This is a genomic window from Pseudomonas sp. HP_14 (assembly GCF_055283875.1).
This window is the reverse complement of record NZ_JBTOQI010000033.1, coordinates 45143-62296: the sequence shown is the minus strand read 5'-3', so window position 1 is coordinate 62296 and position 17154 is coordinate 45143. Positions and strand designations below refer to the sequence as shown.

Genomic DNA, 17154 nt, shown 5'->3' with positions numbered 1-17154 from the left:
CGGATTCTTGATCAGGGAGTGAGCAAGGTGTCGGTAGTTCATCTGGATTACAGCGTATTGACTACGTTGCAGGAAGTCATGGAAGACGAGTATCCGACTCTCCTTGATGTGTTTATCAAAGACGCTGAATACCGTATTTCCCGTTTGCGCCAGCTTATGGGAGCGCAGGCGTTCGACCTTCAGGAGCTGAGCATGATGGCTCACAGCTTCAAAGGCAGTAGCAGCAACATGGGCGCAATCCGCCTTGCCGACTTATGCCGGGAGCTTGAAGAGCGCAGTCGTCGCGACGACAGTGCCGGTCTTGACGAATTGCTGGCTGCACTTGATCACGAGTACGGCACAGTGCGCCGGTTATTCGACGCCGAGCGCCAGTTTTTTATCGCGCACCCCTGATTCTGCTTCGTTGTTACTCCAGAGAGTATCTGGCCCATATCTTGCTATGTTCTCGGTAATCAGCTGTTTTTGCGGAGATCGACATGCCCCTCGCCACCAATGCTCTTCTTCAAACCACCCCTGTGGCGGCGTCGAAGACCAGTTCAGCCAATAACACAGTCAAGCCGGCCGACAGTGGCAAGGACGACAACTCCAGCTTCTCCGACGTATACGCCAAGCAGGCTCAGGCTAAATCCGCCGCGGGCAATGATGCCCCGGTCAAGGCCAAACCTGCTGCTGAAAAAGACAAGTCTGTGGCGGACAAGGGTGCTGCGGACAAGGACGACACTGCCGCTTCAGAGTCGACGACGGTTGCCGATAGCGGCAATGCCTTGCCTGTCGAGCCGGTTGCCGCTGAAGACGACACTCAGTCGAGTGATGAACAAGTCGATCCGGCTCTCTTGCAGGCGTTGACGCCCGAGCCGGCCGTTGACCCTGCTCTGGATCCGGCCCTTGACCCTGCCTTGCAGGCATTGGCAAGCCAGGCCATCGCTCAGCCTGATTCCGATAAGTCAAAACTGGAAGTCGCGCCAGCCACGCCCGCTCAGGTGGTGCAGGTCACCGACCCGGCCGAAGCGTCTTTTGACCCGAATGCTGATCCTCTCGACGATATGCCTGCGCTGCAGTTTGCCCTTGAGAATGCCGCCGCCAAGGCGCAGCAGGCTCAACAATCGCATAACGCCAACGCCGCTGCCCAGACGGGTAAGGGTGCAAAAACAGATAATGCCGCCACTGATCCATCGCAGCTCGCCAATAACCTGGCAGCTCTGGATGACCAGCGCACCGTTTCCGATGACCCGAGTACCGAAAGTAGCGACAAGTCTTTTGAAGGTTTGCTCGATAGCGGCCTGAAGGATGTCAAAGGCAGCGCGGGCGATACGCGTGTGGACAACTTTGCTGATCGCCTTGCTGCTTTGAGTCAGGCAGCACAGCAGCCTCGTACGGCGGCACCAGCAGTGCCGCTGATGAATCAGCCACTGGCGATGCATCAGAGTGGCTGGAGCGAAGGTGTCGTTGAGCGTGTCATGTATCTGTCGAGTCAGAACCTCAAGTCGGCAGATATCCAGTTGGAACCTGCCGAGTTGGGTCGTCTTGATATTCGCATCAACATGGCGCCGGATCAGCAAACTCAAGTGACCTTCATGAGTGCGCATATTGGTGTGCGAGAGGCACTGGAAAGCCAGATGTCGCGTCTGCGTGAGTCCTTTTCCCAGCAAGGCATGGGGCAAGTGGATGTGAACGTGTCTGACCAGTCTCGCAACCAGCAGAACCAGGCTCAGCAGCAAGAGCAGGCAAATAATGCGCGTGGTACTGGCAGCGGTGGTTCGGGTGTGAATGGCGTCGATGGTTCGGTTGACGGTGGCGATGCAGATACTGGTGTAGCGATCAGTCAGCCAGCCCAGCGAGTCGTGGGTACCAGCGAGATCGATTACTACGCTTGATGGTTGGGGCTATCGTTCAGCAAGCGCCTTGAAGCTCTCGTCGAACAAAGCGCAATCCTCCAGATTGAACGCTGTCTTGTAGGAGCTCACCGAGGTTATGAGGCCAGCGATGGCGGAGTGTCAGCCAAGCCGCTATCACTGGCCTCGTCGCCTCGGTGAGCTCCAGTCCAATATTTGCTCCGCGACAGCGCTGAGTCATGGGCATCGGGGTAGCTCCTGCAGCGCAACCAGTGCTGCAGAGTGCTGGAAATACATAAACCCTTGAAATATCCCGTCACTAAAACTCCCTTCCTGCTCGTCCTCTCCAACTCTGGCATAACACTTGCTCTCCCTCTGTCACGCATTAGCGAACCCCCCGAATAGTGACGGATTATTGGCATGGCGAAGAGCGACGAAGTTAAAGAACCTGGCTCGAAAGGCAAACTCAAGCTCATCATCGTTGCGGTAGTGGCTTTATTGCTGGCAGTTGGCCTTTCAGTAGGCGCGACATGGTTCTTCATGCACAGCTCCGAGCCTAAAGTGGATCCGGCAGCTGCTGCTGCGGCGGACCCCAATGCAAAGCATCCTGCTGTCTTTGAAGCGATGACCCCGGCGTTCGTGGTCAACTTCAACTCCAATGGTCGTCAGCGCTACATGCAAGTCAGCATCACCATGCTGGCCCGCAATCAGCCCGACCTGGATGCATTGAAAGTACACATGCCAGTCATTCGCAATAATCTGGTGATGCTCTTTGCAGGTATTCCCTTCGACCAGCTAGCCTCACCGATAGGTCAGGAAATGCTGCGTCAGAAAGCGACCGCCAGTGTTCAGGAGGTCGCCCAGAAAGAACTGGGTAAAACCGTGATCGAGCAACTGCTTTTCACTAACTTCGTACTGCAGTAGGAACACGACATGGCCGTGCAAGACCTGCTGTCCCAGGATGAGATCGACGCGCTGTTGCACGGCGTGGACGACGGTCTGGTTGCAACCGAGAATGCTGCTGAGCCCGGCAGCATTAAAAGCTACGACCTGACCAGTCAGGACCGGATCGTGCGGGGTCGGATGCCGACCCTGGAAATGATCAACGAGCGATTCGCCCGTTATACCCGTATCAGCATGTTCAACCTGTTGCGTCGCTCCGCTGACGTGGCGGTGGGCGGCGTGCAGGTGATGAAGTTTGGCGAGTACGTGCATTCGCTGTACGTCCCGACCAGTCTCAACCTGGTCAAGCTCAAACCGTTGCGGGGCACCGGGCTGTTCATCCTTGATGCCAAGCTGGTCTTCAAACTGGTGGATAACTTCTTTGGCGGTGACGGTCGTCACGCCAAGATTGAAGGGCGTGAATTTACGCCAACCGAGCTGCGTGTGGTGCGCATGGTGCTGGACCAGGCTTTCATCGATATGAAAGAGGCCTGGCAGGCGATCATGGAAGTGAACTTTGAGTACATCAACTCCGAAGTGAACCCGGCCATGGCCAACATCGTCGGCCCAAGCGAAGCGGTTGTCGTCTCGACTTTCCATATCGAGCTGGACGGTGGCGGCGGCGATCTGCACGTTACCTTGCCTTACTCGATGATCGAGCCTATTCGGGAAATGCTCGATGCGGGCTTTCAGTCCGATCTGGATGACCAGGACGAGCGCTGGATCAATGCACTCAAGCAGGATGTGCTTGATGTCGCGGTGCCTATGAGCGCGACGGTTGTCCGTCGGCAGTTGCTGTTGCGCGACATCCTGCACATGCAGCCGGGTGACATTATCCCGGTTGAGATGCCTGACGAGATGGTGATGCGTGCCAATGGCGTGCCTTCATTCAAGGTCAAGCTGGGATCGCATCAAGGCAATCTGGCGTTGCAGGTCATCGAGCCGATAGAGCGGCGTTGAGTTTTTCTACCGCCGAAAATTTTTGTGCAACTGAATCAATGTTCACCGAGGACAACCGATGGCTGATGAAAACGATATGACGTCTGCTGATGATCAGGCGCTGGCCGATGAGTGGGCTGCAGCACTGGAAGAGACAGGTGGTGACGGTCAAAGCGATATCGATGCGTTGCTCGCTGCGGACGCCGGAAACTCGGCAGCTTCCAGCCGTATGGCCATGGAAGAGTTCGGTAGCGTGCCCAAGAGCAATGCTCAGGTAACTCTGGATGGTCCTAACCTCGACGTGATCCTGGATATCCCTGTGTCCATTTCCATGGAAGTGGGCAGCACCGATATCAACATTCGCAACCTGCTGCAGCTTAACCAGGGTTCGGTGATCGAGCTGGATCGTCTGGCGGGTGAGCCGCTTGATGTGTTGGTCAATGGCACGTTGATCGCGCATGGCGAGGTGGTGGTGGTCAACGAGAAGTTCGGCATCCGCCTGACTGATGTGATCAGCCCAAGCGAACGTATCAAGAAGCTGCGCTAGTGAAGGTGATAAAAGCGGTCACCGTCTTGCTTGCCATGCCGCTGAGTGCTCTGGCGGCCGAGCCTGCAGTGCAGGCTGCGGCTCCTCAGGCAAATGCTGCATTGTCGTCCGGCATGGGCGGGCAAATCGTGCAGTTGCTGTTCGGGCTGCTATTGGTGGTCGGCCTCATCTTTGCTTTGGCTTGGCTGATGCGCCGGGTTCAGCGCGGCGTACCGGGCAATGCTCAGGTTATTGAATTGGTCGGTTCGCGGGCCATCGGCCCACGCGACCGTCTGATGCTCATTCAGGTGGGTGACGAGCAGATTCTGCTGGGTGTTACACCTGGGCGAATCACCCCTTTGCATGTGCTTAGCCAGCCTGTGCAGGTGCCCGAGCGTCAGCCAGTGAATTCCGAGTTTGCACAGCGTTTGATGGACTTGATGGGCAACAAGGTTCAGAAGGATAAGAAGTAATGCTGCGCATTCTGTTGACGCTTGTGCTGGTGCTGGCAGCGCCTTTGGCGTTCGCCGCCGATCCGTTGTCGATCCCGGCGATTACCCTGTCCAACGGTGCGGACGGCCAGCAGGAGTATTCGGTCAGCCTGCAAATTCTTCTGATCATGACGGCGCTGAGCTTTATTCCAGCGTTCGTCATGCTGATGACCAGCTTTACCCGAATCATCATTGTTTTCTCGATTTTGCGTCAGGCCCTTGGTCTCCAGCAGACGCCGTCCAACCAGATCCTGACTGGCATGGCGCTGTTTCTGACCATGTTCATCATGGCGCCGGTGTTTGATCGGGTGAATCAGGACGCTTTGCAGCCGTATCTGGCTGAAACGCTGACGGCGCAGGATGCAGTGGCTCGCGCACAAGTGCCGATCAAGGATTTCATGCTGGCGCAAACCCGTACCAGCGATCTTGAGCTGTTCATGCGCCTGTCCAAGCGCACTGACATTGCCTCTCCGGATCAGGCGCCGCTGACGATTCTGGTCCCGGCTTTTGTTATTTCCGAGCTCAAGACTGCCTTTCAGATCGGTTTCATGATCTTCATTCCGTTCCTGGTCATCGACCTGGTGGTTGCCAGCGTATTGATGGCGATGGGTATGATGATGCTGTCGCCGCTGATCATTTCCTTGCCGTTCAAAATCATGCTGTTTGTGCTGGTGGATGGCTGGGCGTTGATCGTCGGCACCCTTGCGGGCAGTTTTGGTGGTGTATGACCCGTCTTGATCAGGAGTCTGTGCGATGACGCCAGAAGTAGCTGTCGACCTGTTCCGCGAGGCGTTGTGGTTGACCACTGTGCTTGTGGCAATTCTGGTTATTCCCAGCCTGCTGTGTGGTTTGCTGGTCGCAATGTTTCAAGCAGCCACCCAGATCAACGAACAGACGTTGAGCTTTCTGCCGCGTCTCATCGTGATGCTGATCACCTTGATTATCGCCGGTCCGTGGCTGCTCAAGGTGTTCATGGAATACATCATTGGGCTCTATACCAGCATCCCGACTGTGATCGGCTAACCCCATGGAACCGGTTCTGGCCCTGACCAATGGGCAGATTGGCACGTGGGTCGCGAGCTTCATGCTGCCGATGTTCCGCATTACTGCGCTGTTGATGACCATGCCGATCATCGGTACGACGCTGGTCCCAGGCCGTGTCCGTCTTTATTTTGCTCTGGCTATTACGGTGGTTGTGGCTCCGGTTCTGCCGCCCATGCCGGAGGTCAATGCGCTGGACCTCTCAGCCCTTTTGCTGATTGGTGAGCAGATCATCATTGGTGCGGGCCTGGGGCTTTGCCTTCAGTTGTTCTTTCATGCCTTCGTGGTTGCCGGGCAGATCATTTCGACGCAAATGGGTATGGGCTTCGCCTCTATGGTCGACCCTACCAACGGGGTCTCTTCTGCCGTGATCGGCCAGTTCTTTACGATGCTGGTTACGCTGGTGTTCCTGGGCATGAATGGTCACCTTGTGGTGATTGAAACCCTGATCGAGAGTTTTACCACCATGCCGGTGGGGAGCGGTTTGCAGGTGTCCAATTTCTGGGGGCTGGCCAACGGTCTGACCTGGGTCATGAGTGCCGGGCTCAGGCTGGTTCTGCCAGCGATCACTGCGCTGCTGGTGGTCAACATTGCCTTCGGAATCATGACCCGTGCCGCGCCGCAGTTGAATATCTTCTCTATCGGTTTCCCGCTGACGCTGGTTCTGGGCATGGTCATTCTATGGATTACCCTGGGCGATATTCTTAACCAGTACCAGCCATTGGCGGTGCAGGCGTTGCAGACCTTCCGCGATATGGTGAGGGCTCGCTAAATGGCCGAGAACGAGAATGGTCAGGACAAGACAGAAGACCCCACGGACAAAAAGCGCCAGGACTCCCGAAATGACGGCCAGATTGCGCGCTCCAAGGAGTTGAATACCCTGGTTGTGATGCTGGCGGGCGCTATTGGCTTGATTATGGAGGGGGGGAAGGTCGCAGAAGCGATGGCCTACATGATGACGTCGAACTTCACGATTACCCGTGAAGTGCTGATGGATCAGGGTTCCATGGGGCGCATGCTGCTCGCGACCGGCAAGCTTGCTTTGACAGTCATGACGCCATTTTTGTTAGTCATGCTGGCCGCGGCGATCATTGGGCCTATCTCATTGGGCGGTTGGTTGTTCACCACCAAGTCGCTTTTTCCCAAGTTCAGCCGCATGAATCCTTTGTCCGGCCTCAAGCGCATGTTTTCTCCTACTGCGCTGATTGAGCTGGTCAAGTCTTTCGCGAAATTCGTCATTGTGTTGATCGTTGCGCTGTTCGTGCTCGACATGGAGAAGGATGCGCTGATCTCTATTGCGCATGAGCCGTTGGAAAGGGCGATCATTCACAGCCTGCAGGTGGTGGGCTGGAGCTCGTTATGGATGTCTGCCGGTCTGTTTTTCATCGCTGCAGTGGATGTGCCATTCCAGTTGTGGGAAGCGCACAAGAAACTGCTGATGACCAAGCAGGAAGTGCGCGACGAGCATAAAAATGCTGAGGGTAGTCCTGAGGTCAAGCAGCGGATTCGTCAGTTACGCTTCGAAATGTCCCAGCGGCGCATGATGGAGTCCGTTCCGCAGGCTGATGTAATCATCACCAACCCGACGCACTTTGCCGTCGCGCTCAAATACGATCCTGAGCAGGGCGGGGCGCCGATGCTGGTCGCCAAGGGTACCGATTTCATCGCGTTGAAAATTCGTGAGATCGGCGCGCATCACCAGATTCTGATCCTTGAGTCGCCAGGCCTGGCGCGCTCGATCTACTACAGTACCGAGCTTGATCAGGAGATCCCGGGTGGTTTGTACCTGGCGGTTGCTCAGGTGCTGGCTTATGTCTATCAGATCCGTCAGTACCATGCAGGTCAGGGCAAGCGCCCGGACCCGCTGGGGGATATCACCATTCCGCCGGATCTGCAGCGGGATGCTTGATTGCTGCTGTGACTGCACCGGCGTCATCGCGAGCCAGCTCACTCCTACAGGGCTGATTTGACTGTAGGAGTGAGCTGGCTCGCGATGACGTCAGTTCAGGCACGCAAGGCGATCTCCTTTCAAAAAATACTATCCTTCTGATTTGAAATGCGTTTTCTGCAGGCGCGACCATTCCGTCTTCGACGTCATGCGGCAAGCATCTGACTGTGCAGGCGCGCACGAGCGACGCATGGCTGCGACTGCTGAACGTCGATCGCCACCACACAACCACGCAGCCTCACACTTTCTTACAGACCCCGCCCTCTATTTCATCACCGATTCAACAGTTGGAAAGCTTCTTGCAATAGGTCATGTCAGGTCGCCATCGGCGTCAAAGTTTTGATTTAGTGCGCAGGTGAACAATCGGTGGATCGCTCTCAGTTAATCAGTAGCGCACGCAGCAATCTGGCAGGCCTGGGCCGTGGCCAGCTGGGCGTCCCGTTGTTGCTGTTGGTCATGATGGCAATGATGATGTTGCCCATCCCGCCGTTCCTGCTGGACGTGTTCTTTACGTTCAACATTGCGTTGTCCATCGTGGTCCTGCTGGTCTGCGTATACGCGCTGCGCCCACTCGATTTTTCGGTATTCCCGACCATTCTGCTGGTTGCCACGCTGTTGCGTCTCGCGCTCAACGTAGCCTCTACCCGCGTGGTGATGCTTCATGGTCAGGACGGTCATGCCGCTGCCGGTAAGGTGATTCAGGCCTTTGGTGAGGTGGTGATTGGTGGTAACTACGTTGTCGGTATCGTGGTTTTCGCCATTCTGATGATCATCAACTTCGTGGTAATCACCAAAGGTGCCGGGCGTATCTCCGAGGTAAGCGCGCGTTTCACTCTGGACGCGATGCCCGGTAAGCAAATGGCAATCGATGCCGATTTGAACGCCGGCCTGATTGATCAACCTGAAGCCAAGCGTCGCCGTCTTGAGGTGGCCCAGGAGGCCGAGTTCTACGGTTCCATGGACGGTGCGAGCAAGTTTGTTCGTGGTGACGCCATCGCTGGTTTGCTGATCCTGTTTATCAACCTCATCGGCGGCATGCTGGTTGGCATGCTGCAGCACGGCATGACCTTCGCCGACGCTGGCAGGATTTACACGCTGCTGACCATCGGTGACGGTTTGGTGGCGCAATTGCCATCACTGCTGTTGTCCACCGCCGCAGCAATCATGGTGACCCGTGCTTCCGGTTCGGAAGAAATGGGCAAGATGATCAACCGTCAGATGTTCACCTCGTGGAAAGCATTGGGTGTATCGGGCGCGATCATGATTGTGATGGGCCTGGTGCCAGGCATGCCGCATTTTTCTTTCATCAGCCTTGGCCTTGTTGCTTGCGGCATCGCTTACGTTCTGTGGAAGAAAGAGGACAGGGTCAAGGTCATGGCGCTGGAGGAGGTCAAACGTCAGCAAGAGATGTTGCCGTCGCCAACCCGTGCGCAGGACTCAAAAGAGCTGGGCTGGGATGACGTGACGCCTATCGACATGATCGGTCTAGAAGTAGGCTATCGCCTGATTCCGCTCGTGGACCGCAATCAGGGTGGTCAGCTCTTGGCGCGAATCAAAGGCGTGCGTAAGAAGCTTTCCCAGGAGTTGGGCTTCCTGATGCCGACCGTCCATATTCGCGACAACCTGGACCTGGCGCCAAGTGCCTATCGTTTGACGCTAATGGGCGTCACGTTGGCAGAAGCAGAGATTTATCCGGACCGCGAACTGGCGATTAACCCTGGCCAGGTCTTCGGATCGCTCAATGGTATTACCGCCAAGGACCCGGCGTTTGGTCTGGAAGCTGTCTGGATTGAAATCAGCCAGCGCAGTCAGGCTCAGTCGCTTGGATATACCGTGGTTGATGCCAGTACCGTGGTCGCGACCCACCTTAACCAGATTCTCTACAAGCACTCGCACGAGCTGATTGGCCATGAAGAAGTGCAGCAATTGATGCAATTGCTGGCTAAAGGCTCGCCTAAACTCGCTGAGGAGCTGGTACCGGGCATCCTTTCGTTGTCGGCGTTGCTCAAGGTATTGCAGGCGTTGCTGTCTGAACAGGTACCGGTTCGGGATATCCGGACGATTGCCGAGGCTATCGCCAACAACGCTCAACGGAGTCAAGATACCGCCGCATTGGTGGCTGCTGTTCGGGTCGGTTTGAGTCGCGCCATCGTGCAAAGCATTGTAGGCATTGAGCCGGAGCTACCAGTTATCACGCTGGAGCCAAGGTTGGAACAGATATTGCTCAATAGTCTGCAGAAGGCTGGTCAGGGTCAGGAAGAAGGCGTTCTTCTCGAGCCGAGCATGGCAGAGAAACTTCAGCGTTCGCTGATCGATGCCGCCCAGCGTCAGGAGATGCAAGGCTTGCCAGTGATTCTGCTGGTAGCCGGCCCGGTTCGGGCGATGCTGTCGCGGTTTGGGCGGCTGGCTGTACCGAATATGCACGTGTTGGCGTATCAGGAAATTCCTGACAACAAGCAAGTAACCATCGTAGCGACTGTCGGGCCTAACGGCTGAGGTAGTGAGTCATGCAAGTTAAGCGATTTTTCGCCGCCGATATGCGTCAAGCCATGAAACTGGTTCGTGATGAGCTGGGCGCTGAAGCGGCCATCATCGGCAACCGGCGAATTGCCGGTGGCGTCGAGCTGACTGCTGCCCTGGATTACAAGCTGTCCGCGCTGGCGCCTCGCGTCCCGAATATCGAGCTTGAGGACGAGTTGCGCAAAACCCAGTCGCGCATCGTCTCGGCTCAGGCAGAACTGAACAATCGTGGTGACAGCGACGGCGCGACCAATCGCCAGTTGTTTGCCGGTTTGCCATTGAGCGCCGCTGACACTCACATCGAGCCGACTCTGGAAGAGCCGCCGCGTCCCTTTGTGCAGCCACAGGCCGCACCGGCTGCGCCAGCAGGTAATCAGCGCGGTTACGACTCGATGCGTTTTGAATTGAACGGCCTGCGCGAGCTGCTGGAAGTCCAGCTTGGCTCCCTGGCATGGAACCAGTTGCAAGGCAGCCGTCCGGCACAGGCCAATCTGTGGCGCCGTCTGCAACGTGTCGGCTTGTCCGGCCCGCTGTCGCGCGACCTGCTGGAAATGATCCCTGATATCGACGAGCCGCGTCAGGCTTGGCGTATGCTCTTGGCGCACCTGGCGCGCATGATTGAAGTGCCTGACGTGGAGCCGCTGGAAGAGGGTGGTGTGATTGCCATGGTCGGCCCTGCCGGCATGGGCAAGACCACCACGCTCGCCAAGCTGGCGGCGCGCTACGTACTCAAGTACGGCGCACAGAATATCGCTTTGGTCAGCATGGACAGTTTCCGTATCGGTGCTCAGGAGCAACTCAAGACATTGGGTCGCATCCTCAATGTGCCGGTGACTCATGTCGATCCTGGCCAGTCGCTGGCGCAGGCGCTTGATCCGCTGCTGCGCAAGCGTGTCGTGTTGATCGATACCGCCGGCCTGCAAGCCAGTGATCCGGCGTTGCGCATGCAGCTGGAAAGTCTGGCAGGGCGCGGCATCAAGTCTCGTAATTATCTGGTACTGGCAACCACCAGCCAGAAACAGGTGCTCACTGCGGCCTATCACAGCTACAAGCGCTGTGGTCTGGCGGGATGCATCCTGACCAAGCTGGACGAAACTGCCAGCCTGGGTGAGGTGCTCAGCCTTGCGATCAGTCATGAGCTGCCAGTGGCCTATCTGACTGATGGCCCACGAATTCCTGATGATCTTCACCTGCCTCGCAGGCACCAACTGGTGTCGCGTGCGGTCAATGTGCAGATGCAAGAAGAGCCAAGCGAAGAGGCCATGGCGGACATGTTCGCCGACCTTTACCACAACCCCAACAAACGGGTCGGTTAAGTGAAGCGAACTATTGGACGTTACCTGCATCGATGGTCTGCCCGGCATGGCTCTTCACTGAGCGTGTCGCCCGCAATCTGGCTACGGTCTACGCAAGACAAGGTAAAGAAATAACATGGGCAGCATGCATCCCGTACAGGTGATCGCGGTGACCGGCGGCAAGGGTGGCGTCGGTAAGACTAACGTGTCAGTGAATCTTTCGCTGGCCTTGGCCGAGCTCGGCCGGCGCGTCATGCTGCTGGACGCCGACCTTGGCCTGGCGAATGTCGATGTCCTTCTTGGCCTGACGCCTAAACGCACCCTTGCTGATGTGATCGAGGGCCGTTGTGAGCTTCGCGACGTTTTGTTGCAAGGTCCGGGCGGGATTCGAATCGTGCCTGCCGCTTCCGGCACCCAGAGCATGGTTCATCTGAGCCCGGCGCAACATGCCGGCCTGATCCAGGCGTTCAGCGACATTGGCGACAATCTGGATGTGCTGGTGATTGACACCGCAGCCGGGATTGGCGAGTCAGTGGTCAGCTTCGTCCGCGCTGCTCAGGAAGTGTTGCTGGTGGTCTGTGACGAGCCTACTTCGATCACCGACGCCTACGCGCTGATCAAGCTGCTCAATCGCGACTACGGCATGAACCGTTTCCGGGTTCTGGCCAACATGGCCCAGAGTCCGCAGGAAGGTCGCAACCTGTTTGCCAAGCTGACCAAGGTGACCGACCGTTTCCTTGACGTTGCCTTGCAATATGTTGGCGCCGTGCCTTACGACGAATGTGTTCGCAAGGCCGTCCAGAAGCAACGTGCCGTATACGAAGCTTTCCCACGCTCTAAATGCTCACTGGCGTTCAAGGCTATTGCGCAGAAGGTCGATACCTGGCCACTGCCTGCCAACCCTCGCGGGCATCTTGAGTTCTTCGTCGAGCGACTGGTTTACCAGACAAGCGCAGGGCCTGTTCAATGACCGCGAGCGGCTACCAGATGTACAGCAAGGCTTCCAGAAACTCGCAATATGAGTTGATCGAGCGGTATGCTCCGCTGGTCAAGCGCATTGCGTACCACTTGCTGGCGCGTCTGCCAGCCAGTGTTCAGGTCGAAGACCTGATTCAGGCGGGCATGATCGGCTTGCTGGAAGTGTCCACCAAGTACGATTGCACCAAGGGCGCGAGTTTCGAGACTTATGCCGGGATTCGTATTCGCGGTGCGATGCTTGATGAAGTGCGCAAAGGGGACTGGGCGCCACGCTCTGTTCACCGCAATACGCGCATGGTCAGTGACGCAATTCGCTCAATTGAAGCTAAAACAGGTCGCGACGCTAAAGATCACGAAGTTGCGGCCGAACTCCAATTGAGTCTCGATGATTATTACGGGATTTTGAACGATACCTTGGGCAGTCGCCTCTTCAGTTTTGACGACCTGCTACAGGACGGCGAACATGAAGGGCTGCATGAGGATGGCGCAAGCGGTTCGCTTGAGCCGTCGCGCGACCTGGAGGATGAACGCTTCCAGGCTGCGTTGGCAGATGCAATTGCCAACTTGCCTGAGCGTGAACGTCTGGTCTTGGCGCTGTACTATGACGAGGAGCTGAACCTCAAGGAAATCGGTGAGGTCCTGGGGGTCAGTGAATCGCGAGTCAGCCAGTTACACAGCCAGTGCGCCGCTCGTTTGCGGGGGCGTTTGGGAGAGTGGCGAGCGCGTTGACAGGCGGTATGCGTCCTTGGTGATGGCGTGTCGCGTGTGAGCAGGCTGTGCAAAGCGTTACGTGGGACAGTGGACAAGGCTGGAGCCGTACAGGTATTTCGCTCCACGGACTGTAGAAGCAATAGCTTTAATGCAGCCCGTGGATTTGCTGTGCGGTTTCCATAGTTGTTGATATACCAAGCCCGTCGTCGTTTTCGCACAGCCGATGTGAGCTGTGCCGGTATTGATTGAACAGCGCGTTCAGGTGCTGAACGCGTCAAAGACTGCTTGGAGGTCGAATTGGACAAGAACATGAAAATCCTCATCGTTGATGACTTCTCAACGATGCGGCGGATCATTAAAAACCTGCTACGTGATCTGGGCTTCACCAACACGTCCGAAGCCGATGACGGGCTTACCGCGTTGCCGATGCTGGAAAGCGGTTCTTTTGACTTTCTGGTAACGGACTGGAACATGCCTGGCATGACCGGTATCGACCTGCTGCGTAAAGTACGTGCCGATGAGCGCCTCAAGCACCTGCCGGTGTTGATGGTGACCGCAGAAGCCAAGCGCGACCAGATCATTGAAGCGGCTCAGGCCGGCGTCAATGGTTATGTCGTCAAGCCATTCACGGCTCAGGCGCTGAAAGAAAAGATCGACAAGATCTTCGAGCGCGTCAATAGCTGATGTATGCCGCGAGGGCTCTATGGAGAACAACGAAACGTCAATGGGCGAGTTTGAAGCGACCCTGAAGAAACACGCTAGCGAGCTGGTGACGAGCCTTGAAAAAGGCCGTTTCGGCGACGCGGTGCAATTGATCCACGAGCTTAACCAGGCTCGGGATCGCGGTCTCTATCAAGAGATCGGCAAGCTGACTCGCGAGCTGCACAGTGCGATCGTCAATTTTCAAATTGACCCGAACATGCCGCAAGCTGAAGAAGTGTCCCAGATCACGGATGCCACCGAACGCCTGTCGTATGTTGTCAGGCTTACGGAAAACGCAGCTAACCGCACCATGGATCTGGTCGAGGAAAGCACCCCGCTGATCCATAGTCTGAACGATGAGGCCAAGGCCTTGAGTGCTGACTGGGGGCGCTTCATGCGCCGTGAAGTCGGCGCAGAAGAGTTTCGTGAGCTGGCGCGGCGTGTCGATGGTTTCTTGACGCGCAGCGAACAGGATACCCAGAAGGTTTCCTCCCACCTCAACGATATTCTGCTGGCTCAGGACTTCCAGGACCTTACCGGTCAAGTGATCAAGCGCGTCACGCAATTGGTCACTGAAGTGGAGAGCAATCTGCTCAAACTGGTGCTCATGGCCAGTCATGTCGACCGCTTTGCGGGCATCGAACATGACGACGAATCCATCCGCGCAGAAAAAGATCCACAAAAACATCTCAAACAGGGTGAAGGTCCGCAGATTCATGCCGATAAACGGGAAGACGTTGTGTCCGGACAGGACGATGTAGACGATCTGCTATCGAGCCTGGGCTTCTAAGTCTGGTCTGTTGACGGTTAATTTTAGGGAGCACCCCAATGAGCTTCGGCGCCGATGAAGAGATCCTTCAGGATTTTCTGGTAGAGGCCGGCGAAATTCTGGAGCAGTTGTCTGAACAGTTGGTCGAGCTGGAAAGCCGACCGGATGACGCAGATCTGCTCAATGCAATTTTTCGCGGTTTTCACACTGTAAAAGGGGGCGCCGGCTTCCTCCAGCTCCATGAGCTGGTGGAGTGCTGCCACATCGCCGAGAACGTCTTCGACATCCTGCGTAAGGGTGAGCGTCGCGTTGATTCGGAATTGATGGACGTGGTCCTGGAAGCGCTGGATGCGGTCAACGCGATGTTCAGCCAGGTGCGCGAACGTAGCGAAGTCACTCCGGCTACACCGGAACTGCTCGCGGCACTGGCGCGGCTGGCTGAGCCAGCATCGGCTGACGAAGCTCCTGCGGCTGAAGCCTTGGAAGAAGTAGAAGAGGCACCTGTTGAAGCTGCCGCTGAAGCCGCTTCAGACGAGATCACTGATACCGAATTCGAGCACTTGCTTGATCAGCTCAATTCCGCGAAAGAGCAGCCAGCGGCTGCTGCCGCGCCGACCACTGGCGCAGCGGCATCCGATGAGATCACCGATTCGGAATTCGAATCGCTGCTCGATCAGTTACACGGCAAAGGCCAGTTTGCTGCAGACAGTGCAGCGCCTGCTGCCGTCGCTCCAGCTGCCGCACCCGCTGGCAAAGCGGAAAGCGGCGACATCACCGACGATGAATTCGAAGCGTTGCTCGATCAGCTGCACGGCAAGGGTTCGTTCGATCCTTCCGCCGCAGCGGCTCCTGCACCTGCTGCGGCGGCACCTGCTGCCAGCGCGCCGGCCGGTAAAGGCGACGAAATCTCCGATAACGAATTTGAAGCACTGCTTGACGAGTTGCATGGCAAAGGCAAGTTCGAGCCTGACGTAGCTGCGGCGGTTGCTGCACCTGCTGCGGCCGTGTCTGCGCCTGCCAAGCCAGCAGCACCGGCGGCCAAGCCTGCTCCGGCTGCAGCGGCCAAACCGGCAGCCGCGCCAGCGCCCGCCAAGGCTGCTGCACCTGCTCCTGCGCCAGCCAAGCCAGCTGCGCCACCGGCCGAGAAACCGGTCGCCTCGGAAGCGGAAACCACCGTACGGGTTGATACCGCGCGCCTGGACGAGATCATGAACATGGTCGGCGAACTGGTGCTGGTGCGTAACCGTCTGGTGCGCCTGGGTCTCAACAGTGGCGACGAAGCCATGTCCAAGGCGGTTTCCAACCTTGATGTGGTGACAGCTGACTTGCAGACCGCGGTGATGAAGACCCGGATGCAGCCGATCAAGAAAGTGTTCGGTCGCTTCCCGCGACTGGTACGTGACCTGGCTCGCCAGCTCAAGAAAGAGATCAACCTGGAACTGGTCGGTGAAGAGACCGATCTGGACAAGAACCTCGTAGAGGCGCTTGCCGATCCACTGGTCCACTTGGTGCGTAACGCGGTCGACCACGGTGTAGAAACCCCGGAAGAGCGTGAGGCATCAGGCAAGCCGCGTGGCGGACGGGTCATTCTCTCTGCCGAGCAGGAAGGCGACCACATCCTGTTGTCGATTTCAGATGACGGCAAGGGCATGGACCCTAACGTCTTGCGCTCGATTGCGGTCAAGCGTGGCGTGATGGACAAGGATGCTGCTGATCGCCTGAGCGATACCGACTGCTACAACCTGATTTTCGCCCCAGGGTTCTCGACCAAAACCGAGATCTCCGACGTGTCGGGCCGTGGTGTGGGCATGGACGTGGTGAAAACCAAGATTGCCCAGCTCAACGGTACGATCAACATCTACTCGACCAAGGGTCAGGGCTCGAAGATCGTCATCAAGGTGCCGTTGACCCTGGCAATCATGCCGACCCTGATGGTGATGCTGGGCAATCAGGCCTTCGCATTCCCGCTGGTCAACGTGAACGAGATCTTCCACCTGGACCTCTCGACTACCAACGTTGTTGATGGTCAGGAAGTGGTGATCGTGCGTGACAAGGCACTGCCGCTGTTCTACCTCAAGCGCTGGCTGGTCAGCTCGGCCGTCCACGAAGAGCAGCATGAAGGGCATGTGGTGATTCTTTCGGTAGGCACCCAGCGTATCGGCTTCGTTGTCGATCAGTTGGTGGGCCAGGAAGAAGTGGTCATCAAGCCGCTGGGTAAAATGTTGCAGGGGACACCTGGCATGTCTGGCGCCACCATCACTGGTGACGGTCGCATTGCCTTGATTCTCGATGTGCCGAGTATGCTCAAGCGGTACGCCGCACGGCGTATTTGATTCTGGTGTCACGGGCAGACAACTGTCCGTGACGCCTGGTCAGGCGGTGTCGAAAACGCTGCAAATGGATGCGAGGCAATAACAATGACGAGTCGCAGACGCAGTTGGCAAAAGAGCGTGTGCGTCC

Annotated in this window: 17 protein-coding genes; all 17 read left to right on the top strand. The window is 56.9% G+C overall.

Annotation, left to right across the window (positions count from 1 at the left end; translation table 11 throughout):
• The first annotated feature begins 78 nt into the window (after positions 1-78).
• The 17 genes from ACYASS_RS17965 (at position 79) to ACYASS_RS17885 (ending at position 17027) form a co-directional block, all read left to right on the top strand.
• A complete protein-coding gene (locus ACYASS_RS17965; protein WP_463587268.1) occupies positions 79-393 on the top strand; it encodes an Hpt domain-containing protein in 315 nt (104 codons plus the stop codon).
• 83 nt (positions 394-476) lie between these two features.
• Entirely contained in the window at positions 477-1874 is a 1398-nt protein-coding gene (locus ACYASS_RS17960; protein WP_463587097.1) for a flagellar hook-length control protein FliK, read from the top strand.
• A gap of 378 nt (positions 1875-2252) precedes the next feature.
• Positions 2253-2756, top strand: coding sequence for a flagellar basal body-associated protein FliL (gene fliL, locus ACYASS_RS17955; protein WP_243246806.1), 504 nt, complete (start codon positions 2253-2255; stop codon positions 2754-2756).
• A gap of 9 nt (positions 2757-2765) precedes the next feature.
• Positions 2766-3734 carry a flagellar motor switch protein FliM gene (fliM, locus tag ACYASS_RS17950; RefSeq protein WP_243246807.1) on the top strand — a complete coding sequence of 323 codons (969 nt, stop codon included), beginning with the start codon at positions 2766-2768 and terminating at the stop codon, positions 3732-3734.
• Between the two features lie 58 nt (positions 3735-3792).
• The gene (gene fliN, locus ACYASS_RS17945) at positions 3793-4260 is read left to right on the top strand and encodes a flagellar motor switch protein FliN (RefSeq protein ID WP_463587096.1); all 468 of its coding nucleotides are present in this window, start codon (positions 3793-3795) and stop codon (positions 4258-4260) included.
• 35 nt (positions 4261-4295) lie between these two features.
• Entirely contained in the window at positions 4296-4712 is a 417-nt protein-coding gene (fliO, locus tag ACYASS_RS17940) for a flagellar biosynthetic protein FliO (protein ID WP_463587267.1), read from the top strand.
• Positions 4712-5458 (top strand): flagellar type III secretion system pore protein FliP, encoded by a 747-nt coding sequence (gene fliP, locus ACYASS_RS17935; RefSeq protein ID WP_122665659.1) that lies wholly within the window; start codon positions 4712-4714, stop codon positions 5456-5458. The genes fliO and fliP overlap by 1 nt, the downstream gene beginning before the upstream one ends.
• A 25-nt stretch (positions 5459-5483) precedes the next feature.
• On the top strand, positions 5484-5753 hold the full coding sequence (gene fliQ / locus ACYASS_RS17930; RefSeq protein WP_243246809.1) for a flagellar biosynthesis protein FliQ: 270 nt from the start codon (positions 5484-5486) through the stop codon (positions 5751-5753).
• A gap of 4 nt (positions 5754-5757) precedes the next feature.
• Complete coding sequence (gene fliR / locus ACYASS_RS17925; protein WP_243246810.1) at positions 5758-6543, top strand: flagellar biosynthetic protein FliR; 786 nt, start codon at positions 5758-5760, stop codon at positions 6541-6543.
• On the top strand, positions 6544-7680 hold the full coding sequence (gene flhB, locus ACYASS_RS17920) for a flagellar biosynthesis protein FlhB (protein WP_463587095.1): 1137 nt from the start codon (positions 6544-6546) through the stop codon (positions 7678-7680).
• Between the two features lie 405 nt (positions 7681-8085).
• Positions 8086-10215: a flagellar biosynthesis protein FlhA gene (flhA, locus tag ACYASS_RS17915; RefSeq protein WP_463587094.1), complete on the top strand. Its 2130-nt coding sequence runs from the start codon at positions 8086-8088 to the stop codon at positions 10213-10215.
• An 11-nt stretch (positions 10216-10226) separates the two neighbouring features.
• Entirely contained in the window at positions 10227-11555 is a 1329-nt protein-coding gene (gene flhF / locus ACYASS_RS17910; RefSeq protein WP_243246813.1) for a flagellar biosynthesis protein FlhF, read from the top strand.
• A 115-nt stretch (positions 11556-11670) separates the two neighbouring features.
• Entirely contained in the window at positions 11671-12504 is an 834-nt protein-coding gene (gene fleN, locus ACYASS_RS17905) for a flagellar synthesis regulator FleN (RefSeq protein ID WP_087266807.1), read from the top strand.
• Positions 12501-13241 carry an RNA polymerase sigma factor FliA gene (fliA, locus tag ACYASS_RS17900; protein WP_027898771.1) on the top strand — a complete coding sequence of 247 codons (741 nt, stop codon included), beginning with the start codon at positions 12501-12503 and terminating at the stop codon, positions 13239-13241. Before fleN ends, fliA begins: the two co-directional genes overlap by 4 nt.
• 291 nt (positions 13242-13532) lie before the next feature.
• On the top strand, positions 13533-13907 hold the full coding sequence (locus tag ACYASS_RS17895; protein ID WP_176469940.1) for a chemotaxis response regulator CheY: 375 nt from the start codon (positions 13533-13535) through the stop codon (positions 13905-13907).
• A 19-nt stretch (positions 13908-13926) separates the two neighbouring features.
• Positions 13927-14715, top strand: coding sequence for a protein phosphatase CheZ (locus ACYASS_RS17890; RefSeq protein ID WP_243246814.1), 789 nt, complete (start codon positions 13927-13929; stop codon positions 14713-14715).
• 38 nt (positions 14716-14753) lie between these two features.
• Complete coding sequence (locus ACYASS_RS17885; RefSeq protein ID WP_463587093.1) at positions 14754-17027, top strand: chemotaxis protein CheA; 2274 nt, start codon at positions 14754-14756, stop codon at positions 17025-17027.
• Positions 17028-17154: the final 127 nt, after the last annotated feature.